Genomic DNA, 13,170 nt, shown 5'->3' on the forward strand with positions numbered 1-13,170 from the left:
GGTTTTTCAGGGCGCTTGAACCGATATCAGATGGCAACCTCGTAGGCGGCTTCGGTCTTTGCGGCGATCTCTTCCAGCGTCACGTCGGGCGCCAGTTCGATCAGGCGCAGGCCAGACCCATCCGGCTTCACCTCGAACACACCGAGCGTCGAGATAATCAGGCTGACCACCTGCGTGCCGGTCAGCGGCAGGGTGCAGGCCTTGAGCACCTTGGATTCGCCGTGCTTGTTGGCGTGTTCCATGACGACGACGACCTTCTTGACGCCCGCCACGAGGTCCATCGCGCCGCCCATGCCCTTGACCAGCTTGCCGGGGATCATCCAGTTGGCGATGTCGCCGTTTTCGGCCACTTCCATCGCCCCCAGAATGGTCAGGTCGATATGGCCGCCGCGGATCATGGCGAACGAATCCGACGACGAGAAATAGGCGGTTTCCGGCAATTCGGTGATGGTCTGCTTGCCCGCATTGATCAGGTCGGGGTCGACCTCATCATCGTAGGGGAATGGGCCCATGCCCAGCATACCGTTTTCCGACTGAAAGGTCACCGTCATGCCGTCGGGGATGTGATTGGCCACCAGGGTCGGGATGCCGATGCCGAGATTGACGTAGAAGCCGTCTTTCAACTCTTTTGCCGCGCGCATGGCGAGGTCGTCGCGTGTCCAGGGCATCCTAGTTCTCCGTTCCGGCGGCAGCGGTTTCAGGGGCGCGCTGACGCACCGTGCGTTGTTCGATGCGCTTCTCGAACGTGCCTTGAATCAGGCGGTCGACATAGACGCCCGGCGTATGGATGCTGTCCGGATCGAGCGAACCGACCGGTACGATTTCCTCGACCTCGACGACGCAGACCTTGCCTGCCGTCGCCATCATCGGGTTGAAGTTGCGCGCCGTCTTGCGGAAGATCAGATTGCCCCGCTCGTCGGCTTTCCACGCCTTGACGATCGACAGGTCGGCGACCAGGCCCGTCTCAAGAACGTAGGTTTTACCGTTGAATTCTTTCAGTTCCTTGCCTTCGGCCACCAGCGTGCCCACGCCTGTCGCCGTATAGAAACCGGGGATGCCCGCACCACCGGCGCGGATGCGTTCGGCCAGTGTGCCTTGCGGATTGAACTCAAGTTCCAATTCGCCGCTGAGGTACTGACGCTCGAATTCCTTGTTCTCGCCGACATAGGACGAGATCATCTTTTTGATCTGCCGCGTATTGAGCAACGCGCCCAGACCGAAACCATCGACCCCGGCATTGTTGGAAATGGCGGTGATCCCGGTCGTGCCGGTGTCGCGCAGGGCGGCGATCAGGTTTTCGGGGATGCCGCACAGGCCAAAGCCGCCCGCCATGACGGTCATGCCGTCGAAGGTCAGGCCTTCCAAAGCACTTTTGGCGTCGGGATATATCTTGCTGGCCATGCGGCACACCTCCTGATTTACGACGAACCTAAGCCGAAACGCGACCACCTGTCATGCGGAATAATGCCGCATCGCAACAACTTTACCGGGCCGTTTGCAGATAGGGTTTGAGCGAGGCCTCGGCATCTGCAATGACGGCATCGTCCAGCGCCACGCCCTTGGCGATCAGTTGTTTGCCCGCCATGAAATCGGCGGGACGATTGACGGCTTCTACGCAGATCAACTGTTGATCTGTATTCAGATGGAAGACGCTGAACGCCCCCTTCGCCGGGTCGCCGCGCGTGACCAGTTTGGCGTCCGGGCGGGTGATCCCGGCGATCTGAAGCTTGTAGTCGTACTGATCGGACCAGAACCACGGCACTTCGGGCGGCGGAGCCTTGAAGCCGGTGATGGCGGCAGCGGCCTGCTTGGCCTGTTCCAGCGCATTGGGCACGCTTTCCAGCCGGTAGCGGCCCTCATAATAAGGCTTGATTTCGCGCGAGGTCACGTCGCCAATGGCGAAGACATCCGTCGCGGAGGTGCGGGCTTCGGAATCAACGATGATCCCGTTTGCACAAGCGATCCCGGCGGCCTGAGCCAGATCGTCGGCGGGCAGGGCGCCGATGCCCACCAGCAGCACGTCGAACCCGTGTGTCGTGCCGTCGGCCATATGGACGTTTTTGCGGTCGCCGTGGGCGCTGACGCCGACGATCTCGGCCCCGGTGATCAGATCGACGCCATTGTCGCGATGGATTCGCGTGAACGCGTCGGACAAAACGCGCGATGCCACGCGGGCCAGAATGCGCGGTTCGCGCTCGAACACCGTCACGGCACAGCCGAGCTTGCGTGCCGAGGCGGCGACTTCGAGCCCGACATAGCCCGCACCGATCAGGCCGATATGGCGGCCTGCGCTCAGGTGCGGCTTGAGCCATTCAGCATCGGCCATGGTGCGCAACAGGTGATAGGGTGTCTCATCCGCGCCGGGGCAGCCGAACGGACGCGCCCTGGAGCCGGTGGCGATGATCAGGTGGTCATAAACCGTTTGTTCGCCGTTGACGGTGACGGTTTTATCCGTTGTATCAATGGCTTCGACGCTTGTGTTCAGCCAGACGGCGATATCGGCTTCGTCGTAGAATTCTTGCGGCCTCAGATAGAGGTCGTCGCCGGACGCCTCGCCTTTGAGCCACGCTTTCGACAGGGGCGGGCGCTGATAGGGCAGGTCCGGCTCGGCACCGATAAGGGTAATCTCGCCCTCATAGCCGTATTGACGCAGGAAGGCCGCCGCCGATCCGCCGGCATGGCCCGCGCCGATGATGACGACCCCGCTCACGCTCAGATATCCTTCGGGGCGGGCAGGCTGTGTTGCAGGCACGCCGCGTGCAGGGTGTTGTTGAGCAGACAGGCGATGGTCATCGGCCCGACGCCCTTGGGGACCGGTGTAATCGCCGTGGCGTGGGGCAGGGCGGCGTCGAAATCGACATCGCCGACGATCTTGCTTTTGCCATCGACTTCGATGCGGTTGATGCCGACATCGATCACATAGGCACCGTCCTTGACCCAGTCGCCCTGAATGAACTTCGGACGCCCGACGGCGGCGACGAGGATATCGGCACCACGACACACGGCGGGCAGGTCTTTGGTGCGCGAATGGGCGATGGTGACGGTGCAGTTTTCATTGAGCAGAAGCTGCGCCATCGGCTTGCCGACGATGTTCGAGCGCCCCACGATGACGGCGTTGAGGCCCGACAGATTGCCGTCCCCATGCGTCTTGATCGCGTCTTTCAACAGCATCAGCGAACCCAGCGGCGTACAGGGTACGATAGCATCGAGCCCGACCGCCAGACGTCCGGCGTTCTGCACATGGAAGCCGTCGACGTCTTTCAGCGGGTCGATGGCGTCGATGACCTTGAGCGACGACATATGCGAAGGCAGCGGCAATTGAACCAGAATGCCGTTGACCGTCGCATCGGCGTTCAACTCGGCGATCAGGGCCAGCAGATCGGCTTCGGAGGTCGTGTCGGGGAGGGTGATGGTGCGCGATTCCATGCCGATGGCTTTTGTCGTTTCGCCCTTGTTCTTGACATAGATCTGGCTGGCCGGGTCTTCACCGACGATGACCACCACCAGACACGGCGTCAGGCCGTGCTCGGCCTTCAGCGCGGCGACCTTTTCGCCCAACCGCTCGCGCAGGCCCTTCGCATAGCCGAAGCCGTCGATAATATTGCCACGGGTTGCCATTGAGCTGCTCCTGAAACGCTTGGAAGGAATGGCGCTCACTTGGCCTGTTTTGCCGCCGAAATCAAGGTCTCCACCAGCGGTTTCAACGTCTCGGACAAGGCGCGCGCGCGTTCGGCGCCGTAGGTCGTCGGATCGCTCATGTCGAGATAGCAGCTTTGCACGATCTCGATCTGCAAGGCATAGACGCGGTCTTCCGGGCGACCGTGGCCGCGCGTGGTGAAGCCGCCCTTGAAACGTCCGTCGAGCACGCTGGAATAGGCGGTAGTTCTCGCCATCCAGCCTTGCAGGGCGTCGAGCACGTCCGGCGGACAGGTGCGTCCCGAATCCGTGCCGAAACTGAGGTCGGGCAGGGCGCCTTCGAACAGAGTGGGGATAGAAGGCCGTATCGAATGGGCGTCGATCAGCAGCGCAAAGCCGTGCCGTTCGCGCGCGGCTTCGAGCAATTCTTCCAGTTTCGCATGATAGGGCCACCAGTAGTGCTGACGGCGGCGGTTGATCTCGGCCTCGGACGGCGCGTCACTCGCATAGATGGGGCGCAGATCGAAATCGGTCAGCGGGCACATCCCCGTCTCGAACTGACCCGGATAGAGCGGCGCGGAATTGGGGTCGCGATTAAGATCGACCACATAGCGCGAATGGGTGGCGAACAGGGTCGATGCGCCCAGTTCCGGCGCAAAATCGTACAGTCGATGGACGTGGAAATCGGTCTCCATCACCGAGCGTCCGACATCGTTCAGTTGCGCCGCGATATCCGGCGGCAGGTACGTCCCCACATGCGGCGCGGCGACAACCAGCGGCCCGTCGCCCTGATGAACCGTGAAAATATCCGTAGGCTGAATATCGGAAGTCATGATCACAGTTGAGATCAGCTCGCCCGGCTTGTCAACGCACACATCGCTTTCCGTCAGGCCGTGGCGCCTTCGCTGATCAGGAAGTCGCGAATCGAATCGGAAGGCACATCCTTGGCGACAAACGCTTCACCGATCGCCTTGACCAAGACGAAGACCAGCTTGCCGCCCTCGGCCTTCTTGTCGTGGCCCATATGTTTGATCAGCACATCCGCGCCGAAGGCGGCATTGCGGATATGGTGCATGTGGGTCGGCAGGCCCGCCTGAGCGATAGCGGCCACGGCGCGGTCGGCTTCGGCCTGATCGCACAGGCCCATGCGGGCGCTGTAGCGGAAGGCCATGCCCATGCCGATGGCCACGGCCTCACCGTGCAGCAGCGTGTCGCCGAAGCCCAGTTCGGCTTCCAGCGCGTGACCGAAGGTGTGCCCCAGATTGAGCAGGGCGCGTTGCCCGCCTTCGCGCTCGTCGGCGGCGACGATCTCGGCCTTCATTTCGACGCTGCGCGACACCGCGTATTCGATGGCCGCGGGCTCCAATGCCAGTACGGCCTGATCGTTGGCCTCCAGCCAGTCGAAGAAGGCACGATCGCCCAGCAGGCCGTACTTGATCACCTCGGCATAGCCGCAGCGGATGTCGCGCACCGGCAAGGTCTTGAGCAGATCGAGGTCACACAGGACCAGACGCGGCTGATGAAACGCGCCGATCAGGTTTTTGCCCTTGGGGTGGTCGATGGCGGTCTTGCCGCCGACGCTCGAATCGACCTGCGCCAGCACCGTCGTCGGGATCTGGATGAAGTCGATGCCGCGCATATAGACCGAGGCCGCGAACCCCGTCAGGTCGCCGATGACGCCGCCGCCGAGCGCGATCACCACGTCCTTGCGGTCAAGTCCCGCATCGACCAGCGCGTCGGTCAGGTCTTTCAGGCCGTCCCAGCCCTTGGTCTCTTCTCCCGCAGGCAGGGTGACGACGGGGGCGGTGATGCCATCCGCTTCCAGCGCCACCGAAAGGGTTTCTGCGTGCAGAGGGCCGACGTGGCTATCCGTGACGATCAGAGTGCGGCGGTTCTTGAGAAACGGCGTCACGCGCGCGGCCAGGGTCTGGGTCAGGCCGGGGCCGACCTCGACGTCATAGGCGCGAAAGCCGTCTCCGGAAACAGGGATAGTACTCATTTGGCAGTCTCGATAAAGGTTTTCAGGGCCGCCAGCACCAGTTCGACGCTTTTGGCGTGCGACTGATCGCCGGTATCGACCGTGATGTCGGCCTCGGCGTAGAACGGATAGCGATTTTTCTCGTGCTCGCGCAGGACTTCCATGGGGTCGCGATTGTGCAGCAGCGGACGGTGCGAGCGGTTGGCGACGCGACGCGCGATGGTGCGCAGGTCGGTCTTGAGCCAGACGGTGATCGCTTTTTGTTTGATGACCTCGCGCGTGGCGGGCTGGACGAAGGCCCCGCCGCCGGTGGCCAGAATATGCGGGCCGTCGTCGAGCAGGCGCGAAATCACCCTCTGTTCGCCGTCGCGGAACCCGGCTTCTCCGAAGGCGGAAAAGATATCGGCGACGGTCAGGCCGGCGGCCTTTTCGATCTCTTCGTCGGCATCCTTGAACGCCAGACCGAGCGCATCGGCCAGCCGACGACCCACGGTTGTTTTACCCACGCCCATCAGCCCGATCAGGGCGATCGGACGCGGCAGGATCAGGCTGGATCGCGGCGTGTGCGGCTCGCTTTGAGAATTTGGCGTGTTCGGCATGGGTCAAACGCGTCCCATGCGGTGGAAAATCGTCGTCATGTCCTGTGCTTTACACGATGTTTAGGGGATTAGGCCAGAGATAAGCGGTTAACCCTGTGTGTGAGGCTCAAAAATGCCGCGCGATCCCGTCAGCACCTTCCTGCAAATGCTCAGTATCGAGCGCAATGCCTCGCCGCGCACGCTGGAAGCCTACGGACAGGATCTGCTCGATCTGCAAACCCATGCCGGGGTGTTGCCGCAAGGCTTGCTGGGCCTGAACGAAACGGATATCGCCGCGTTTTTTCAGCATCTCGATGCGCGCGGGCTGGCCTCGTCGACGATGCAGCGCAAGCGTTCGGCGGTGCGACAATTCTACCGCTTCTGCGTGCTGGAAGGCCTGAACGACACCGATCCCAGCCGCAAGATCGCCGCCGCCAAAAAGGGCAAGCCCTTGCCGAAAATCCTCAGCCGCGCCGAGGTCGAGGCTTTGATTGCCGCCGCCGACGCCAAGGACGCCCATCAGGCTATCCGCCTGCAATGCCTGCTCGAGATGGCCTATGCGTCGGGGATGCGGATTTCGGAACTGGTCTCTCTGCGCCTCGACAGCGTGCAGAAAGACCCGGCCTTTCTCATCGTCAAGGGCAAGGGGGGCGTCGAACGGCTGGTGCCGCTCAATCCGGCGGCCCGCGTGGCGATTGCCGAATATCTCGACATCCGCCCGCTGTTTCTGGGGGCGAAGGACAAAAATAACCCCTACCTCTTCTGCTCGCGCGGGGCGGACGGTTACCTGACGCGCCGCCGGGTCGGGCAGTTGCTCGACGAGGCGGCGCTGGAGGCCGGGATCGATCCGGCGCGCGTGTCACCGCATGTTCTGCGTCATGCCTTCGCCACGCACCTGCTCGAAGGCGGGGCCGATCTGCGCGTCGTCCAGACCCTGCTGGGCCATGCCGATATATCGACGACCCAGGTCTATACCCATGTCGCAACGGAGCGGTTGAAAGCCGTGGTCGAGACCCATCATCCGCTGGCGCGCGGTCTGAAAACCTGATTTTACACTTTGCGTGCCGGGCGGATTGGGGTAAAGCGCAAGGTTCGCTGTGCCTGTATTCGCAAAGAGATTCATTCACCCCATGCGTCATTATCTCGAATTTGAACGCCCGATTGCCGACCTCGAAGCCAAGATCGAGGAATTGTCGGCCCTGTCGTCGTCGGGCGGCGCGAATCTCGATGCCGAGGTGAAGGCCCTGCGCGAGCGCGCCCTGGTCCTGACCAAGGAAACCTATGCCCAACTTGAGCCGTGGCAGAAGACCATGGTTGCCCGCCATCCCGAACGCCCGCATATGGTCGACTACCTTGAGGGGCTGATCGAGGACTTCGTTGAATTGCGCGGTGACCGTAAATTCGGCGACGATCAGGCGATTATCGGCGGTCTCGGTCGCTTCCGCGGTCAGTCGGTCGTCGTCATGGGCCACGAAAAGGGCCACGACACCAATTCGCGCCTCCGCCATAATTTCGGCATGGCCCGTCCGGAAGGCTACCGCAAGGCCGTGCGCCTGATGGACATGGCCGAGCAGTACGGTCTGCCGGTGGTGACCTTTGTCGATACGGCGGGCGCCTATCCCGGCATCGGGGCCGAGGAGCGCGGTCAGGCCGAAGCCATCGCGCGCTCGACCGAGCGCGGCCTGACGCTGAAAGTGCCGTTTATCGCCACGGTAACGGGCGAGGGCGGTTCCGGCGGCGCGATCGCGCTGGCGGCTGCCAACCGCGTGCTGATCCTGGAACACTCGATCTATTCGGTCATTTCGCCGGAAGGCGCGGCTTCGATCCTGTGGCGCGACGGGTCGCGTGCCAAGGACGCGGCCGACCAGATGAAGATCACCGCGCCGGACCTGCTCAAGGTTGGCATCGTCGATCGTGTCATCGAGGAACCGGCGGGCGGCGCGCACTCCGACCGCGAGGACATGATCCGCCGCGTCGGCGATGCGCTGGAGAGTGAACTTCAAGCGCTTAGCTACCTGTCGCCGGATCAGCTGGTGGCACAACGGGCGGAACGCTTCTACAAGATCGGCGAGACGGGGCTCGTCTAGGACCGACTAAGGGGGGGGCTATGAAATCATATAGTATAGGGATCACGGCAGGGCTCATCCTGCTGTTGCCTTTGTGCGCGCTGGGGGCCGAGACCCGGACCGAGACCGTGCTCAGTCAGGCCGAATACCGTGCCAAGGTCCTTGCGGAGAACACGGCGTTGCGCCAGTCCCTGACCGCCAAGGTTGCGGAAGGCAATGCCGACGCCATGCTGGTACTGGGTGGCGTGACCGAGCAGGGCGACGAGGCCGAAGCGCCGGACCGCAAGGCCGCAATGGTGTTATACGAAAAGGCTGCCGACAAGGGACAGAAGGTCGCGCGCCAGAAGATGTGCAGCGCCTATCTGCGTGGCGATACGGTCAAGGCAGATGTCGCGAAGGCCGCCACCTATTGCAACACTCTGGGCATCAAGGACCCGGTCGGCCTGTTCTGGCTAGGCTACGACCTGCAAAACGGCGTGACCGGCCCGAAGGACGTCACTCAGGCCATGCAGGTCTATGCCGAGGCGGTCAAGCTGGGCAGCGGCGAAGCGGCGGTGGCGCTGGGTCAGGAAGCGCTCAACCGTGGCAAACCGGGATCGGCACGCGGCTGGTTCCGCCGCGGGGTGTATCTGGGCTCGATGCAGGCGATGGAAAACCTGGCCCGCATGGCCGATGCTGGCGAGGGCGGTCCGGTCGACAAGGTCGAAGCAAACTGGCTTTATGCCCACGCGGCGCGGCTGGGCAGCGCGGTGGCCGCCGAAAAAGTCAAGGCTCTGGGGAATCAGAACGTTCCGCTTATCCGCATGGCGGGCGAGGGCAAGACGCAGATGAACTTCACCCGCGTCTATGGCGACACGGACAAGTCGCAAACCGAAATCCTGAATTTTTCGATGCTGCACGATCTCCTGTTTCGCAACTTCTCGCCGAAGATGCTGGTCGGCCAGCCGGAAGCGCGCAGCCATATCGAATGCTACGTCGCCAGCGACCATCGGATCGACGTATGCGTCATCCGTGAGGACTTCCCCGTCGGTCAGGGCTTCGCACGCATTCTCGACACCCTTTTCAGCGGCCATATGACCCTGCCGGACAAGGACGCAAGGGGTGAGCCGACGGCGAACCGCCTCTTTGCCCTGCGGCTTAAATGGTCGGTTCAATAAACTTCAGGGAGTCGAAAATAATGAAAACCAATAGTTTTAAGCCCTTAACGAAGCTGACGGGATGGACGCTGCGTCTGATGGGGGCGCTGATCGTTGTGGCGGTGCCGACGGCGGTTACGCCGTTGTTCATCGACTGGAACGATCCGATGTATGCCGAATCGTCCGCCTACATGATCAATGCCGTCGGTCTTCTGATCTGGGTACTGTTCTGGGCCGTGTCGGGGATCGTCTCGCTGGTCTGGGTTTACCGGGCGACGAAAAACGCGCGCATCCTCAAGCCGGGGGCGGTGACGACGACGCCCGCCTGGGCCGTAGGCTGGTTCTTTATCCCGTTCGCCAGTCTTTGGAAGCCTTACGAGACCTTAAAGGAAGTCTGGACCGCCAGCCGCGGTGCCGGCAGTCGCAGTGTGCCTCTGATCAATCTGTGGTGGGCGACCTATCTGATAGGCAATTTCATCGGCTGGTTCGTCACGCGCCAGACCTTTTCCAGCGATCAGGCCTATATAGACATGCCGTTTCTGGTGTGGGTCGAAGGCGCGGGCAATATCAGCTCGTTGATCGCGACCCTGTGTTTTTATCAGATGGTGCGGCGGATTCACCGCTTCCAGTTGGAGCGCGACACGGCCGCCGCCGAAGTCTTCTAATCGAAGGTCACGGTCTGTGGGGCTGAGCCGTGGGCGAAGGTCAGGCTCTTGGTCACGCCCTTGACGCGGACATTAACAAGGCCGACGCCGGTCTGGCGTGAGTAAGGGAACAGGCCGTAGTCGATGGTGACCGACTTGGGCGCTTTCGGTAATTTTCCACCGTAGACCAGAATGATGTCGTCGCCCGCCATGTCGTTCGACACGGGCTTGAAAGCGTGCCCATTGACCCTGAACGCGGTGGTCAGGTGCGCTTCCAGCGCCTTGAAGGCGTCCGGATCGTCGACGGAGGGCTGGGCGTCGGGGGCCAGCTCGACCAGTTCCGGTTCGGTGTCGTGCGCGGACAGGTTATGGGTGATCGTCACTTTTCCGGTCGCGTCGATTTCCACCACGGTCAGGGTATGGTGCCCGCGATGGGCGAAGGCGGGGACGGCGAGAACCAGACTGGCACATCCCACAAGCACGGTTCGCCTTAAAACCCCCTCGCCCCTATGGGGTGTAGCGTCAGAGAACGGTCCAGTGAATCGTTCGCCAGCGATGGGCTGGGGTGAGGGGGAGAGCCAGATACGCATCATTTTAGTCCTTTAAGTCCCCCTCACCCGGCGCTACGCGCCACCGGCACCGGCCGCCCGGCTCTCCCCGCAGGGGCGAGGGGATAAATCACTTCTTCTCGACCTTCTTCGGCTGCGTCTTCGTGCTGTCAGGGGTGACGACTACGTCGTCGTCCTTCATGCGGTTCGGCAGTTCCTCGGCGTCGGTGACATTGGCGCGGACATCGTCAATCTTGCGCGGGAAGGCGTTGTTCGACGGATCGACATCGGCGGTTTCCCAGTTCGGATCGATCTCGGCCTGTTTCAACGTCTTCGTCGTCACATATTGCCACGTCACCTGCTGCGGATTGTAGCGCCAGACCTCGGCCGGGATGCGCACGGTCTCACTCGTGCCGTCGGTGAAATCGAGCTTGAGGATCACCGGCATGACCAGCCCGCCCTTGTTGCGGAACGTGAAGTTATAGAAGCTGTCCTTGACCGCCAGCGCCTCTTTCAGCTCCGGATCGGCGTCCTTCATCAGGTCGGCATACTTCTTCTTGTCTTTGGCGGTGGGTTCCCACTTGTCGTCGAGGTCGTAATAATCCTTCGTCGCGGGGTCGGTTTCGACCACGGTCTTACCGGTATTGCGCCCGGCGGTCACCGAGTCGGGCTGCTTGTCGTCCTGAAGCTTGTCCCACGCCTTTTCGACCACCGGATCGCGGGTGTTCAGGCGCGCCTTCTTGACGTCGGCCAGCTCGATATCGACGTGGTCGGTCGAATAGAACCAGCCGCGCCAGAACCAGTCGAGATCGGTGCCCGACGCCTCTTCCATGGTGCGGAAGAAGTCGTAGGGCGTCGGGCGCTTGAACTGCCAGCGACGCGAATATTCCTTGAAGGCGAAGTCGAACTTTTCGCGCCCCAGCACGGTTTCACGCAGGATGACCAGCGCTGCCGCCGGTTTACCGTAGCTGTTGTTGCCGAACTGCGGGATCGATTCCGAATTGGTCATGATCGGCACCTGATTTTCGCTCAGCATGTATTCGATCATCGACTTCGGCTCGCCGCGACGCGACGGGAAGTCCTTGTCCCATTCCTTTTCGGCCTGGAACTGGATGAAGGAGTTGATGCCCTCATCGAGCCAGGTCCACTGGCGCTCGTCGGAATTGACGGTCATCGGGAACCAGATATGGCCGATTTCGTGGATGACGACGCCGATCAGGCCGTACTTGGCGCGCTCGGTATAGGTCAGCTCGCCCGTCTTCTTGTCCTTCACCGGGCGCGGGCCGTTGAAGGTGATCATCGGATATTCCATGCCGCCGACCGGACCATTGACCGACTGCGCGGTGGGGTAGGGGTAGGCGAAGGCGAACTTGCCGTAGACGTTCAGCGTATGGGCGATCGACTTGGTCGAATAGGCGTCCCACAGGGGGCGCGCTTCCTTGGGGAAGAAGGACATGGCCATGACGACCGGGTGCGCCGGGTCGCCGTTCTTGACCCCTTGCGCGTCCCAGATGAACTTGCGCGACGAGCCGAAGGCGAAGTCGCGGACGTTCTGCGCCTTGAACTTCCAGGTCTTGGTGCCGGTCGCCTTGGCTTTTTCGGCGGCGGCGGCTTCGTCCGGGGTCACGACATAGATCGGTGCGGCGGCGGTTTTGGCGTCATTGAAACGCTTGGCCTGAGCGGCGGTCAGGACTTCGGACGCATTGGTCAGTTCGCCGGTCGCCGAGATGATATGGTCGGCAGGGACGGTCAGTTCGACGTCGTAATCGCCGAATTCCAGCGTGAATTCGCCCGAACCGATAAACGCCTTGTTGTGCCAGCCTTCGTAGTCGGAATAGACCGCCAGACGCGGGAACCATTGCGCGCCAAGGAAGATGCAGTTGCCGTCTTCGCCCGGCTTGGTGAAGCACTCATAGCCCGAACGCCCGCCGACGACCTTGGCTTCGGCGATAGGGAAGGACCAGCCGATATTGAAGGTCAGGGTCTCGCCGGATTTGAGCGGCTGCGCCAGATCGATGCGCATAAGGGTGTCGTTGACGGTGAATTTCAGCGGCTGACCATCGGCGCCGGTAACGGTGAGGTCGTTGAAACCGCCCTCCCACTCCTGCATTCGCTTGGCGCGGCGCACGGCCCCGACCGAGACGTCCTTGCCCGAGGTGGTCGCCGTCAGCTCGCTGATCGAGTTGCGCTTGTAGCCGTTCTGATCGAGCAGCAGCCACACATAGCGCAGGGTGTCGGGCGAATTGTTGGTATAGGTCACCGTCTCCGACCCGGTGATCGACTTGGCGGCCTCGTTCAGGCTGGCCTTGATCCTGTAGTCGACCTTTTGCTGCCAGTAGCGGTAGCCCGGCTCACCGGCGGCGTTGCGGTAATCGGTCGGCGTCGGCCATTCCTCGCCTTCGAGCTGGCGAAACTTGTCGACGAACTTGCCCTTGGTTTGCTGAACGGGATCGGCCGCGGCGGACGAGGCGAGGAGGACGCAGGAGGCAAGCAGCAGACGTTTCAGCACGGGCACGGGTTCCGGAAAAGAAAAACACTCCGTCAAGTTTGAAACTATTTCCGATGCGGTGCAATAGGGGATGGC

At 62.1% G+C, this 13,170-nt stretch carries 13 protein-coding genes; 4 read left to right on the forward strand and 9 right to left on the reverse strand.

Annotated elements, in window-relative coordinates; genetic code table 11:
• Window positions 1-26: 26 nt before the first annotated feature.
• The 7 genes from AEYBE204_RS31475 to AEYBE204_RS31505 all read right to left on the reverse strand — a co-directional run bounded on the left by AEYBE204_RS31475 (window position 27) and on the right by AEYBE204_RS31505 (window position 6,213).
• Window positions 27-668, reverse strand: coding sequence for a 3-oxoacid CoA-transferase subunit B (locus AEYBE204_RS31475; protein ID WP_023462532.1), 642 nt, complete (start codon window positions 666-668; stop codon window positions 27-29).
• Between the two features lies 1 nt (window position 669).
• A complete protein-coding gene (locus tag AEYBE204_RS31480) occupies window positions 670-1,401 on the reverse strand; it encodes a CoA transferase subunit A (RefSeq protein ID WP_023462533.1) in 732 nt (243 codons plus the stop codon).
• Between the two features lie 82 nt (window positions 1,402-1,483).
• Complete coding sequence (locus AEYBE204_RS31485) at window positions 1,484-2,710, reverse strand: NAD(P)/FAD-dependent oxidoreductase (RefSeq protein WP_023462534.1); 1,227 nt, start codon at window positions 2,708-2,710, stop codon at window positions 1,484-1,486.
• Window positions 2,711-2,712: 2 nt separating this feature from the next.
• Window positions 2,713-3,618: a bifunctional methylenetetrahydrofolate dehydrogenase/methenyltetrahydrofolate cyclohydrolase FolD gene (gene folD, locus AEYBE204_RS31490; RefSeq protein WP_023462535.1), complete on the reverse strand. Its 906-nt coding sequence runs from the start codon at window positions 3,616-3,618 to the stop codon at window positions 2,713-2,715.
• Window positions 3,619-3,653: 35 nt separating this feature from the next.
• Window positions 3,654-4,469 (reverse strand): N-formylglutamate deformylase, encoded by an 816-nt coding sequence (gene hutG, locus AEYBE204_RS31495; protein ID WP_031230728.1) that lies wholly within the window; start codon window positions 4,467-4,469, stop codon window positions 3,654-3,656.
• A 53-nt stretch (window positions 4,470-4,522) separates the two neighbouring features.
• Window positions 4,523-5,635: a 3-dehydroquinate synthase gene (gene aroB / locus AEYBE204_RS31500; protein ID WP_023462537.1), complete on the reverse strand. Its 1,113-nt coding sequence runs from the start codon at window positions 5,633-5,635 to the stop codon at window positions 4,523-4,525.
• A complete protein-coding gene (locus AEYBE204_RS31505; RefSeq protein WP_023462538.1) occupies window positions 5,632-6,213 on the reverse strand; it encodes a shikimate kinase in 582 nt (193 codons plus the stop codon). The genes aroB and AEYBE204_RS31505 overlap by 4 nt, the downstream gene beginning before the upstream one ends.
• Before the next feature lie 112 nt (window positions 6,214-6,325).
• Here AEYBE204_RS31505 and AEYBE204_RS31510 point away from each other — a divergent pair, with 112 nt between their 5' ends.
• From AEYBE204_RS31510 to AEYBE204_RS31525, 4 genes are all read left to right on the forward strand, one after another.
• On the forward strand, window positions 6,326-7,240 hold the full coding sequence (locus AEYBE204_RS31510) for a site-specific tyrosine recombinase (RefSeq protein WP_023462539.1): 915 nt from the start codon (window positions 6,326-6,328) through the stop codon (window positions 7,238-7,240).
• A gap of 82 nt (window positions 7,241-7,322) precedes the next feature.
• On the forward strand, window positions 7,323-8,279 hold the full coding sequence (locus AEYBE204_RS31515; protein ID WP_023462540.1) for an acetyl-CoA carboxylase carboxyltransferase subunit alpha: 957 nt from the start codon (window positions 7,323-7,325) through the stop codon (window positions 8,277-8,279).
• A gap of 20 nt (window positions 8,280-8,299) precedes the next feature.
• The gene (locus AEYBE204_RS31520) at window positions 8,300-9,415 is read left to right on the forward strand and encodes a tetratricopeptide repeat protein (protein ID WP_023462541.1); all 1,116 of its coding nucleotides are present in this window, start codon (window positions 8,300-8,302) and stop codon (window positions 9,413-9,415) included.
• A 20-nt stretch (window positions 9,416-9,435) separates the two neighbouring features.
• Window positions 9,436-10,059, forward strand: coding sequence for a DUF4328 domain-containing protein (locus AEYBE204_RS31525; RefSeq protein WP_023462542.1), 624 nt, complete (start codon window positions 9,436-9,438; stop codon window positions 10,057-10,059).
• Here AEYBE204_RS31525 and AEYBE204_RS31530 read toward each other — a convergent pair.
• Both AEYBE204_RS31530 and AEYBE204_RS31535 read right to left on the reverse strand, forming a co-directional pair.
• The gene (locus AEYBE204_RS31530) at window positions 10,056-10,520 is read right to left on the reverse strand and encodes a DUF6702 family protein (RefSeq protein ID WP_031230730.1); all 465 of its coding nucleotides are present in this window, start codon (window positions 10,518-10,520) and stop codon (window positions 10,056-10,058) included. The two genes, AEYBE204_RS31525 and AEYBE204_RS31530, sit on opposite strands and share 4 nt — an antisense overlap.
• Before the next feature lie 196 nt (window positions 10,521-10,716).
• Entirely contained in the window at window positions 10,717-13,095 is a 2,379-nt protein-coding gene (locus AEYBE204_RS31535; protein ID WP_023462544.1) for a M1 family metallopeptidase, read from the reverse strand.
• Window positions 13,096-13,170 lie beyond the last annotated feature (75 nt).

This window comes from Asticcacaulis sp. YBE204 (assembly GCF_000495855.1).
Lineage (GTDB): Bacteria > Pseudomonadota > Alphaproteobacteria > Caulobacterales > Caulobacteraceae > Asticcacaulis.

What these genes read in the sequence shown, in the direction of transcription:
- AEYBE204_RS31505 (WP_023462538.1), bottom strand. Translation starts at nt 6,213, where the DNA reads ATGCCGAACACGCCAAATTCTCAAAGCGAGCCGCACACGCCGCGATCC.
- AEYBE204_RS31475 (WP_023462532.1), bottom strand. Translation starts at nt 668, where the DNA reads ATGCCCTGGACACGCGACGACCTCGCCATGCGCGCGGCAAAAGAGTTG.
- AEYBE204_RS31525 (WP_023462542.1), top strand. Translation starts at nt 9,436, where the DNA reads ATGAAAACCAATAGTTTTAAGCCCTTAACGAAGCTGACGGGATGGACG.
- folD (WP_023462535.1), bottom strand. Translation starts at nt 3,618, where the DNA reads ATGGCAACCCGTGGCAATATTATCGACGGCTTCGGCTATGCGAAGGGC.
- AEYBE204_RS31520 (WP_023462541.1), top strand. Translation starts at nt 8,300, where the DNA reads ATGAAATCATATAGTATAGGGATCACGGCAGGGCTCATCCTGCTGTTG.
- hutG (WP_031230728.1), bottom strand. Translation starts at nt 4,469, where the DNA reads ATGACTTCCGATATTCAGCCTACGGATATTTTCACGGTTCATCAGGGC.
- aroB (WP_023462537.1), bottom strand. Translation starts at nt 5,635, where the DNA reads ATGAGTACTATCCCTGTTTCCGGAGACGGCTTTCGCGCCTATGACGTC.
- AEYBE204_RS31480 (WP_023462533.1), bottom strand. Translation starts at nt 1,401, where the DNA reads ATGGCCAGCAAGATATATCCCGACGCCAAAAGTGCTTTGGAAGGCCTG.
- AEYBE204_RS31515 (WP_023462540.1), top strand. Translation starts at nt 7,323, where the DNA reads ATGCGTCATTATCTCGAATTTGAACGCCCGATTGCCGACCTCGAAGCC.
- AEYBE204_RS31510 (WP_023462539.1), top strand. Translation starts at nt 6,326, where the DNA reads ATGCCGCGCGATCCCGTCAGCACCTTCCTGCAAATGCTCAGTATCGAG.